Consider the following 11,053-nt stretch of genomic DNA (forward strand, 5'->3'; position numbering starts at 1 on the left):
GCGGCGGGCGGGGGCAGAACGCAGGATGCCCCGCTCACGTTGTGAGCGGGGCGGGGCGGGGCGGGGCGGGGCGCGGCGCGGCGCGGGCGGGCGCTACGCGGCGCGGTGGTTGGCGTCGGCCAGCAGAGAACGGCCGACGTGCCCTGCGGCTTCTGCGGGGGACTTCCCGGCCCCGAGGGCCAAGAGGTAGCGCGTGGTGGTTACGGCGACTGCTTCGGGGGTGCTGAGCGCCTTGTGGACCATGGGCGGCCGTACGCCCCACTTCTGGGCGATCAGCGTGCTTGCGGCGGCGGTGATGAACGCTACGGCGTCGGCCACGCCGTTGGGTGCATCCGGGGAGAGAGAGTCGCTCATGGTCCTACTCCTTTCAAGGTGTGGCGTGGGGTTGGGGCCGGGCCAGGGGGCCCGGGGTGCGCCCGGCGGGCGCACCCCGGGGTGCGTCACGCCTTGATCAGCGTGGCCAGCTCGGTGGACAGGTCCGCGCGCTTGAGATTCAGCACGGTGATCGCGCCGGTGAGCTGTGCGGCGGGAGCCATGTCCGGGGTGACGTCCGGGCTGGTCATCCCGTTCTCCGGAAGCTCGTCGCGCTCCTTGGTCAGGTCCGCGATCCGCTCACCGATCGACATGATGTCCAGCTTGAGCTTGTCGATCTTGTCGGCCTTCGCCTTGGAGTGCTGCTCGGTCCAGGGGGTCTCCGACTTGATGAACTCCGCGTACTTCGCGGTCAGCTCGGTGAGATCATCGCGCTTCATCCACTCGACCACCAGGGCGGTCACCAGGTCAGCGGTGCGCATCGCGGTCCGACCGGAGACCTCCACCGCGCCGACGCCGGTGGCGCACTGGGCACCGGCCAGGTTGTGGAGCCAGATGACCGGCGAGGTGGCCGTGATGTCCAGGGGGTTCACCTTCTTGTGTCCGACCACGAACGGGGCGCTGGCACTTCCCAGGGCCGGGACGTCGGTGCGCTGGTGCCGGTCCTCGGCCGACCCCGCGCCGAACTGGACGTTCACCAGACCCGGCAGCGCGGGCTCAGCGTTGTAGTCGGGGTGGATCACAAAGGACCCAACCGGGATGACTCCCTCCTGCACGATCCGCTTGACCGCGTAGGTCACCTCACCGTTCTCGCCGATGCTGCTCTCGGCCGAGTAGGTGGCGCCGGTCACGGTGGTGAAGGTGGTCTGAGCGGTCATGTCGTCCTCCTGGACGTGGGTTGGATGGGGCCGGGATGCCGTTCCCGGCCCCTTGTGAGAACTACTCTACACAGACTCATAGAGTTAAGCAACTCTGATTCCGTGATTGATTGTCAGTGTGCGGCGGTCATCGTGCGGCCCATAGCTTCGTGCAGTGCTCCATGCCCGATGGCCGTGGCCTTGACTACGAAGACGCTCCGCGAGAAGGCCCGGACCTCTGTGCACACGGCCTGCCCCTCCCACTGTTGGAGCTCGGCGAACAGCCTCCGGAACGCCTCCACAGAGGTTCGGGCTATGCGGTACTGCCTGGTGGTGTGTTCCATGATCGCGCCTTTGTGATTGGTGGCAATGGTTCAGTGCGGGGTGCCGAGTGCAGCCGCCCTACAGGGCTGCGACTGCGCAGACCGTGAGAAAGCAGACCGGCGCTATGCAGGCGGCCAGGATCAAGAGCCCTACCGTGTCGCGAGAGGCCGCCTTGAAGGTCACCTTCAAGAGGTTCAGCGCTTCGCGGGTGGCGGTGATTTCGGGAAGTTCGCAGTACGGGGGGCGCTGGATCAGCAGAAGCCCGTACTCCGCCTGGTAGTTGTCCGCCCTGGTGAAGAATCCGGCGTAGTACTGGGCCATGCGTCGGCTGCTGGCGAAGGGCGTCCCGAGGTAGCCCCTGAGGTCCAGCGAGACTCCGTTGTGAGTGACATACCAGGTGAAGAAGGAGCGCCGCTTGGCGTTGTAGGAGTCCATTTCAGTCCTTTCGGGGCGCGCGCCGGCCTCGCGGACGCACTGTCGGTGGCTTTTGCCGACCTCGTGATCACTACAGTACACAGACTCACAGACTTAAGCAACTCGCTCGGGGTCATTAGCTCCGTGACGCCGCCCCACCGCTGCGCGCCGCACCCGACCACCCCCGCCGCACCGATGCGGCGTCCCGTCTCCGCTGGGTCTCCGTCACCGGGTCTGTCCTATCGCTGGGGCCGCCCCGCCGTCCGGCTCCGGCCTCGGCCCGCCGGGCCTCCAGGCCCGGTGATCTCTCTCCGGCCGCGCCGCTGCCGCCCGCCTCCGTCGGCTGTCCGCCGCGCGCTGCCCCGGCCTCGGCCGCGTCGGGCCGGTCTCCGCCGGGTGGTGGGGGAGTGATCTCTCCCGGCCGTGCCCGCGCAGTCCCTCCGGCCGCCCGTCGGGTCCCGGGCCGTCTCCGCCGGGTGTGCGGGGGAGTTGACCTCTCCTCCGCCTCCGCCCCGTGTCGGGGCGCCGCCGCCGGGGTGGTGGGGGAGTGATCTCTCCCGCCCGCCGCTGGGGCGGGTTCCAGCTGGGTGGGGGAGTGATCTCTCCGCCCCGGCCCGCTGTCCGCCTCCGCCGCCGTCCCGGCCTGCCGCCGTCCCGGCCTGCCGCCGTCCCCTCTGGCCGCCCCGCTGTCGCCGCCCGCCTCCGCCCGCCTCCGCCCGCCTCCGCCCGCCTCCGCCCGTCCCGGCCGCCCGTCCGTCCCGGCCGCCCGGCCCCGCCGTCCCGCAGGGGGCCGCCCCGTCGCCCGGCCCCGCCGCTCCCGCGCCGCCCGCCGCCCGCCGGGCCGCCGCCCCGCCTCCGGCCCCGCCCCGCCGTCTGCCGCTGCTGCGCGCCTGTGTGGTCGGGTCGCTGGAGCCTGTCCCATCTTCACTCGTTCTCGTTACAACATTCGGTGCCGGGTGTGTACCCGTGTGGCTAGACTGACGGCCAGCGTTACACCTTGCGTGTGGGTGTGGATGGCCTGCGGTCCCGGGCTGTGCTGTACCCCTGCCCGGGACCGGGGCGGCCTCCTGCCGTCCGCCGGTCCGCCGGTCAGCACCGCCGTCCGGTCTGCCGGTCTGTACCGTCGTCCGCCCGGTCGGCTCCGCCGCCCCGGTCCGTGGTGGCGCCCGGCCGCTTCGGGCCGGTGCGCCGCCGCCCCGGGGCCCGGTTGTCCGCCGATCGTCGCCCGGCTCGTTGTCTGCTGTGCGTCTCTTCTGTGTCTGGAGTGCCTGGTGTCCTCTTCTCGTTCGGGTTCCTCCCGCGCCGCTGCCGGTGGCCGTCGCGGTGCTGCTGGCGCGGCCCCCGCCACCCCCGCCGCACCCGCACCCGTCCCGGAGCCGGGAGCGGCCGGGTACCTCGTCCTTCCCGGCCCGGACGACCCGCTGTGGGCGTCGGTCCCGCTGGGGCTGCGCCAGAACCTGGCCATGCCCGCCTACCAGCTGGTGAACCCGGCGCGCGGTCACCTGACCACCCCGGCGGGCCGCAAGCTGAAGTCCGCGCTCGGAGCCGCCGCCCGGGGCAAGCTCACCGGCACGCACTGGCTCGCGCTGCTCACCGCTCCCCGTGCCGCGTTCGGCGGCCCGACCAGCCAGCGGGCCGGCCAGGTGTACAAGGCCCTGGAGCAGCTGGTGGCCGACCACCTGCGGCCCGCGCTGGGCACGGTCGCCTCGGCCGAGTTCACCGCCGGGGTGGAACTGGCCCAGGCCGCACCGGCCGGGCCGCCATCGGCCGCCGTCGTACCCGCCGCTGCGGAGACCGGTACCGCCGCCGCGCCGGTGCCGGACACCCCGTCCGCCACCGCCGGGACCACGACCGCCGTCCCGGAGCCCGACGCCGACGTTCTCCCGGCCACGCTGCGCCCCGCCCCGGCCCCGAGCGGCGACGTCCCCCACCCGGCCACACCGGCCGCCGTAACTCCCCTTCTCCCCAACGCAGTTAACGCCTCCCCGGCCACCCTGGCCGCGCCGACCGCCACCGACCCGGCCGCCGCCGTGCACGGCCCGGCCCCGGCTGCTGTCACGCTCCCCACCCCCGCCGTCCCGGACCCGGACAGCGCCGCCCCGGCCCGCCCCGGCCCGGCGGCCGAAACTCCGGTCCCGACCCCGGCGTCGGCGTCAGTCGGCGACCTGGCCGAACTCCTGCACGTCACCGCCGAGGACCCCCGGGAGATCCTGGCGGTCACCAGCGCGCGCACGACCACCGCGCAGACCGCTCTCGCCCAGGCCCAGGACCTCGCCCCCGTGGACCTGCCGATCGTGCAGGTGAGCGGCCACGACCGCTCGTCCCTGGCCCGCGCCCTGTACACCCGGCTCGGCCTCGGCCGGCACCGCCCGCTCCCCGGCCTGGACGAAGCCGAAGACCTGATCACCGCCGAGCTGCGCCGCGCCTCCCGCCTGGTCATCGCCACCACCACCCTCGGGCTGCGCCCCTCCGCGCTCCAGCTGCTGCACCGCCTGTGGGAGCCGAAGCCGTTCCCGCTGGTGCTGGTCGGCGACACCACCCTCGACGGCCTCCTGAAACGCCACGACCTGGCGGAGCTCCACCCCCACGTCACCCTCCACCGCGTCCAGGAGCCCACCCCCGCGCCCGCGCCCGCGCCCGCGTCCGCCGCCGACCCGGCCCGGGAGCAGGCCGCCACCCCCGGCCCGGCAGCCGCGCCGGAGGCCGCCGGCCCGGCTGCGCCGGCCCCGCCGCCCGGCACCGCGGCGCCCGACGGCGACCTGGCCGCGGACCTGCGCGAGGCCACCGAACACCGCTCGGTACTGGTCGTCACCACCCCGGCCGCCGCCACCGCCAGCGCAGCCCTCACACACGCCCTCGACACCGGCGCGCTCCGGCCCCTCTACGTCCACGGCACCGCCCTGGACCAGGTAGTCCCCGCCCTGTTCAAGGGCCTCGGCCTCGGCCACCGTCGCCCCCGCACCCTGGACACCGCCGTCGTCAAGGTCACCGCCGAGCTGCGCCGCTCACCCCGCCTGGTCGTCGTGCCCGCCGCGCACGAGCTGCCCGAGGACGCGCTGCGCTGGCTCGGCCTGCTCTGGACCAACTCGGCCTTCCCCCTCGTCCTGGGCGGCGACCTCCGCCTCGACGACGTCCTCGCCCGGCCCGAACTCACCGGCCTCTACACCAGCGCGACCCGCCGTCACCTGACCGCGCCCACCACCGCGCCGGAGGCCGCCGACGTCCCGGCCCCGGCTTCCGCCGCCAGGCCGCACCCCATGGCTGCCGCCGCGCCGGACCCGGGCCCGGCCACCGACACCACTCCCGGCGCGACACCCCCCGCCGCCCCCGCCCCGGCCCCGGCCGTTGCGCCGAGCACGGCCGCCGCCGACACCACCGGCCGCCCCGGCCCGGCCACCCCCGCCGAGCCCCCGGTCACCCCGGCCGCCGCCCCGGAGGCCACCACCGCGACGGACAGCCTGCTCCAGGACCTGCTCACGACCGTCGAACACCGGGCAATCCTGTGCGTCACCGCCCCGGAGGCCACCACCGCGACCGCGGCCACCGCCACGGCCGCCCAGCAACAGCCCCTGCCCACCGTCTGGGTCCGCCCCCACCCCGGCACCGACGAAGCCGCCCTGGTCCACACCCTGTACACCGAGCTGGGCCTGGACCACCGCCACCCCCAGCCCCGCGCGCGAAACACCGCGCTGGAGCTGATCGCCGCCGAACTCGACCGCGCCACCCGCCTTCTGGTCGTGCCCGACGCCCACCGCCTGTCCACCGCCGCGCTGGAACTGCTCTACGGGCTCTGGGCACCCGGCGGCCCGGAGCGCTTCCCCCTGGTCCTGGCGGGCGAGCCCGGTCTCGACGCCGTGCTGGGCCGCCCCAAGCTGGCGAGCCTCAAGTCCTGCGTGTTCATCCGCCACCGCCTGGACCCCGCCGGCCCGGCCGCCGACCCCGCGCCGGAGGCGCGCGACAGCACCCCCGCCACCCCGGCCGACGTCCGAACTCCCGGTGAAGACCTCGCTGCTCCCCGCCCGGCCCCGGCCACCCCGGTACAGGCCGCCGACCCGGCCGAGCCGGCCCCCACCGCCAGCCCGACCGGAGAGTCCGCCGCCGGCCCGGCCCCGGCCGCCGGCCCGGCTGCTCCGGCCGGCGACGCCGTGCCCGCCACCCTGCAGCCGGCCACCAGCCCGGCCGACGAAACCCCCACCGCCCCCCAGACCCCCGCCCCCGGCCCGGCGTCCGGCCCGCTACCGCCGACCCCGGCCCTCGTCCTGGCCCCGAGCCCGACCACGCTCCACCAGGCCCGCAGCACCCTCCCCCAGATGATCAGCGCCGCCGGCCAGGGCACCTCCACCCCGCTGACCCGCGGCACCCACCACGCCCTGCTCACCGCCCCCGCCACCGCCACCGCCCTGGGCTGGGACCTGACCACCGCCACCGCGCACGGCACCGCCGACGCCCGCAAGAAGCTCGGCGACCTCATCCAGCACGCCGCCACCGGCCAGCCCCAGGTCCTGCGCCGCCACGTCACCCCCCTCGCCGTGCTGCTCCCCGCCGCCCCCGACGGCACCCCGATCCCGCCCGCCGGTACACCCGACGCGGCAGCAACGAACCCACCCAGCACCGGAGTTGTAACGCCGCACCCGGCCGCCACCCCGGCCGCCACCCCGAGCACGGCCGCGGCCGTACCGCCGCCTGCCCCGGCCCCGGAGACCCGGCCCGCTCCGGACCGCACCACCCCCACGGCATCAACAACCCACCCCAGCACCGGAGTCGAGCCGGACGACACCCTGTTCCCCACCTTGACCGCTCCCAGCGGCCAGCCGGCCCCCGCCCCGGTCGAGCCCAACCCGGCCGCCGAGACCAACCCGGCCACCTCGAGCTCGCCCGCGCCCGCCCCCGCGGCGGCCGCCAGCGAGCCCGCCCTGCAGGACCCCGCGGCCACCACCCCGCCCGCCGACCAGCCGGCCACCGCGGCGCCGGCCGCTCCACGGGCCCCGCGCCGCCTCGCCCCCCTCGCCGACGCCCTCACCACCGTCCTCACCCCCGCAGCCCCGGACACCGACCTCACCCCCACCGGCCCGCGCGCCCTGTCCACCGGCATCCCCGGCCTCGACGACGCCCTCGGCGGCCTCCAGCCCGGCCGCTTCTACCTCGCCGCCGCCGCCCCCGGCGCCGGTGGCAGCCTCCTCGCCACCACCACCGCCCGCACCACCGCCCTCGACCACCACCTCCCCGTCCTCTACGCCGCCTCCGGCCTCACCCGCGCCGACGTCGCCGCCCGCATCGTCGCCGCCCACCTCCCCGTCGACTACCGCCGCCTGCGCACCGGCCGCCTCACCCCCGCCGAACAGGCCGACGCCGCCACCCTCCACACCGAACTCGCCGCCGCCCACCTCTACATCGACGACGGCACCGACCTCACCCCCGACGCCATCGCCGAGACCGCCGCCGACCTCGCCCACACCACCACCGACCAGCCCGACCAGCCCGGCCTGGCCCTGGTCGTCGTCGACCGCCTCCAGGCCGCCGACGACCCCCGCCTCCCGCTCTCCGGCCCCCGCCTCACCGACGCCGCCCAGGCCCTGGCCCACCTCGCCCGCACCCACCACGTCCCGGTCCTGGCCATCCTCGACACCGACCAGCCCGACCTGATCACCACCCTCGGCCTCGACACCACCCTCACCCTCCACCCCCACCCCGACGCCCCCACCACCCAACTCCTCGTCACCATCGCCGAACGCGACCTCGGCACCCAAGCCACCCTCACCCTCACCGCCGACCGCACCCACGCCCGCCTCACCGACCCCACCCCCTTCAACCCCTACGCCCACCGCCCGGCGCCGGAGGCGCCCCACACCACCCCGGTGCCGGAGGCACCCACCCCCGCCCCCACCGCCCCAGCGCCGGAGGCGCCCACCAACCCACCCACCACAGCGCCGGAGGCGCCCACCCAGGCCTCCGACTGGCCCACCACCGCCGTCCCCGGCCACCCCGCCCAGGACACCGCCGCTGCGCCCGACTCCGAGGTCACCCCAGCCACCGCGGCCGCCCTGGACGCCCTGGCCAACCTGACACCCGACCAGCCCCCCGCCCACCCGCTGCGCCCGACCCAGGAACGCGCGGCGCGTACGACCGCCTCCAAGCCCGCCCGCACCGGCGGCGGGGACTACGCGGGCCGGGACTACGGCCACTTCCTCGACATGATCAGCTCGGTCGTCGACCAGACCCTCCAGGAGCACGGCGGCGACACCGAGGCCGCGATCACCGCGCTCGAGCTGAAAGCAATTCCGAACGGAATGGCCCTCTTCGAGGCCACCCGAGTCGGCGGAAATTACGAGCACACCGTCTACCCGGAACGCCTCGAATTCCTCAGCAAGAAATCCCGTGACGGAGCCGACGACATCTGGGAAGGCCGCCACAAGTGGGAGAACGGCCCGCTCATGGAACAGCTCAAGGCCGGCACCCACCCGGACATCGACGTCGACGTCCTGGACACCAACGCCGCCTTCTGCAGCGCCCTCAAGACCTGGCTGCCCATCGGCGCCCTGCAGCACGACCCCGACGGCGGCTTCCACCCCAAGCGCTCCGGCATCTACCTCCTGCCCCAGCGCCCCACCTGGGAACACCCGCACCTGCCCGACCCGATCGGCAACCGCCGCGAGCCGGGCCCGGTCCTCCTGGACGACGCCACCATCCGCCTCCTGATCCGCTGCCACAAGCTCGGCCTCGCCGAGGCCCCGCACATCACCCAGGCGTGGACCTCCGGCGCCTCCGAGAACATCGCGGAGAAGTTCCGCCGCGTCCTCACCATCGCCCGCGAAAAGGCCATCCTCGACGGCGACGACGTCACCGAGAAATACGTGAAGGCGATCTACTCCAAGTTCGTCTCCACCATCGGCGAATCATCATTCAACCGCGACCTCCGCCGACCCGACTGGATGCACATCATCCGCAGCCAGGCATTCGCCAACCTCTGGTACAAGGCACACCGCGCCCACGAACACGGCCTCACCATCGTCCGACTGCGCGGCACCGACGAACTCCACATCACCGGCGACACCGCATGGCGCACGGTATTCACCGAAGGCCGCCTCACCACCCAACTCAAGCTCAAGACCCAGTACACCCTTTACGCGAAGGCCGCCTAATGTCGACCGACGGCTGGAAGAACTTCGGCAAATACGGCGCCGACCTCGATCCCGAAAACCGCCACGGGAAAATCGTCCTCGCCCGCGCCCTCGAAGACGCCCTGGAACGGATGATCATCGACGGCGGCATCAAGTCCCCCGTCACCACCCGCCGCGGCCTGAAGGCCCGGATGAACTACCTCACCAACACCCAAGGCGGCGCCCAGGCCATGGCCGACGCCGGCATCACCGCCGTCCCCAAGACCATCAACGCCTGGACCAAGGGCACTCAGAACCCCCTCCCCGCCAACCTCGACGCCATCGACACCGCCTACTGGAACCTCCGGGCCGCCAACATCCTCAACAACCCCGGCGCGTTCAAGCAGCACCTCAACAACAACGGCAAGGGCACCAAGGTCGAGATCCACCCCATCAACCAGGACGTCGTCGACGAACCCCGCCGCCGCGACAACCTGCGCATCCGCACCCTGCAGGTCCGCTACGTCTGGGACGACGCCGTCGACGCGATGATCGCCGGCGACATCGGCAAGCTCGACGAAATCTGGGACGACATCATCGCCGACCTCGACTCCGACTACGGCGCCTACACCTACGTCCGCCACATCGGCCTCGGCGCCTGACCACCCCCACCAGCCGCGCGCCCGCCCCACCGGGCCGCAGCTGCGCCCCACCCCAACTCAGACCAGCACCACCGGGCACAGCAACGCGTACATCTCCCCCCGCAGCTGCGCCTCCCTGACGTCCCAGGGGCCGGCGATGCTGCCGGCCAAGGCGACGAAGACACCGTGGCGGCGCGCGGTGCGGCGCCAGGCGCGCGAGCTGTTCAGGCCGCCCTCGTAGAAGCAGACGCCGGCCCGGCCGGTCACCGTGAGGACGTCGCCGCCCACGTCCAGGACGGCCGACCAGCCGGCCGCTGGCTCCGCCCAGCCCTCGAAGTCGTCGAACCGCGCCCACCCGCCGGACGCCAACCCGGCCAGGTGCGGATCCGGCCCGCGGCCGCCGGCCGACGCGAACGTCTCGACCCGGTGCGAGGCCGCGAAGACCACCTGCGCCCGCTGCGCCTCGACGGCCCACGCCTGCATGCCCAACGGCCGCAACGGCCCGCCGCCGACGTCGACGGCGTACATCGCGCCGCCGTCCAACGAGGCCGCCTCATCGCTCACACCAGGCCAACGAGCCGGACCCCCGGAGGTAACCCGCCCGCGCCCCGCTGCGCACCGCCGGGCCCCGGCTGGAGCTCGACCACCTGGCCGAGCAAGCCGGCCGCCCGGCGGCACAGCGGCCACACCTCCGAAGGCCCGGTCTGCCGGAAGAATTCCCGGTACAATTCTCGAAGCGCCGCAGCATGAATCCCCGGTACAATACGTAGGGGAGACGGGGCATCAGACGGGATTCTCTGACCGTGCAATTCTGATACAGGCTCAGGCCGATAGAGTCCGGTACAACTTCCCCATTCGGAGCGAGAAGCCCCGTAAGATATGAAGGGCGGTCAGCCCGATGCGCTGACCGCGAATCAGGCGCGTTACAGAAAATGCCGTCCCCGCCTGTACAAGCGCCGATTTGGTCGTTAGAATTGCCTGAGTGGTTCAGACCAGTTGGCGAGCCCCCTAGCTGACTCAGAGTCACAGATTCCCCGGCCAGCGACTTGTAACGCGGCGGGGACCGTGACATACTGAAGCCCGGTACACAACAGGGCAGGCGCCCGGAGGGCGTCCAGCGAAGAAGTCGGTCGGACCCAGACCGGGCCAGACAGGGCAGAGACCACGAGGGTAAAAGCCCAGGTCAGAGCGCCCAAGGGCTGAATCTCACGAGGGAGAGACCGCCCGGAGGCTCGGATGCGGTACAAGGGCCAAGGGCCGGCCTCGAAAGCACCTCCACCGATGGACGAGAGTTGTACCGGGCCCCTCCTCCTAGCCAGCCAAGAGCCACGGAGTGGCGTTACATCTGTCTCTTATACACATCTCCGAGCCCACGAGACAGGCAGAAATCTCGTATGCCGTCTTCTGC

Annotated in this window: 7 protein-coding genes; 2 read left to right on the plus strand and 5 right to left on the minus strand. The window is 73.6% G+C overall.

The features are described from left to right. Positions 1-93: 93 nt before the first annotated feature. The 4 genes from IF30_RS0139125 to IF30_RS0139140 form a co-directional block, all read right to left on the minus strand. Positions 94-354, minus strand: coding sequence for a hypothetical protein (locus IF30_RS0139125; protein ID WP_030247646.1), 261 nt, complete (start codon positions 352-354; stop codon positions 94-96). 86 nt (positions 355-440) lie between these two features. Beyond that, positions 441-1,190 carry a hypothetical protein gene (locus tag IF30_RS0139130; RefSeq protein WP_030247648.1) on the minus strand — a complete coding sequence of 250 codons (750 nt, stop codon included), beginning with the start codon at positions 1,188-1,190 and terminating at the stop codon, positions 441-443. Positions 1,191-1,303: 113 nt separating this feature from the next. Beyond that, positions 1,304-1,513, minus strand: a complete 210-nt coding sequence (locus IF30_RS0139135; protein WP_030247650.1) for a hypothetical protein — start codon at positions 1,511-1,513, stop codon at positions 1,304-1,306. Between the two features lie 58 nt (positions 1,514-1,571). Beyond that, complete coding sequence (locus tag IF30_RS0139140) at positions 1,572-1,928, minus strand: hypothetical protein (RefSeq protein WP_030247651.1); 357 nt, start codon at positions 1,926-1,928, stop codon at positions 1,572-1,574. Positions 1,929-3,178: 1,250 nt separating this feature from the next. On the opposite strand from IF30_RS0139140, the gene IF30_RS50480 reads away from it, so the two are divergent. Together IF30_RS50480 and IF30_RS48410 are read left to right on the plus strand one after the other, a co-directional pair. After that, complete coding sequence (locus IF30_RS50480) at positions 3,179-9,046, plus strand: DnaB-like helicase C-terminal domain-containing protein (protein WP_158835921.1); 5,868 nt, start codon at positions 3,179-3,181, stop codon at positions 9,044-9,046. Next, entirely contained in the window at positions 9,046-9,666 is a 621-nt protein-coding gene (locus IF30_RS48410; RefSeq protein ID WP_030247655.1) for a hypothetical protein, read from the plus strand. Before IF30_RS50480 ends, IF30_RS48410 begins: the two co-directional genes overlap by 1 nt. 57 nt (positions 9,667-9,723) lie before the next feature. Here IF30_RS48410 and IF30_RS0139155 read toward each other — a convergent pair whose 3' ends face one another. After that, positions 9,724-10,209 (minus strand): hypothetical protein, encoded by a 486-nt coding sequence (locus IF30_RS0139155; protein WP_158835923.1) that lies wholly within the window; start codon positions 10,207-10,209, stop codon positions 9,724-9,726. Between the last annotated feature and the right edge of the window lie 844 nt (positions 10,210-11,053).

This window comes from Streptomyces sp. NRRL S-350, assembly GCF_000719705.1.
Classification (GTDB): domain Bacteria; phylum Actinomycetota; class Actinomycetes; order Streptomycetales; family Streptomycetaceae; genus Kitasatospora.

What these genes read in the sequence shown, in the direction of transcription:
- IF30_RS48410 (WP_030247655.1), top strand. Translation starts at nt 9,046, where the DNA reads ATGTCGACCGACGGCTGGAAGAACTTCGGCAAATACGGCGCCGACCTC.
- IF30_RS0139135 (WP_030247650.1), bottom strand. Translation starts at nt 1,513, where the DNA reads ATGGAACACACCACCAGGCAGTACCGCATAGCCCGAACCTCTGTGGAG.
- IF30_RS0139125 (WP_030247646.1), bottom strand. Translation starts at nt 354, where the DNA reads ATGAGCGACTCTCTCTCCCCGGATGCACCCAACGGCGTGGCCGACGCC.
- IF30_RS0139130 (WP_030247648.1), bottom strand. Translation starts at nt 1,190, where the DNA reads ATGACCGCTCAGACCACCTTCACCACCGTGACCGGCGCCACCTACTCG.
- IF30_RS0139140 (WP_030247651.1), bottom strand. Translation starts at nt 1,928, where the DNA reads ATGGACTCCTACAACGCCAAGCGGCGCTCCTTCTTCACCTGGTATGTC.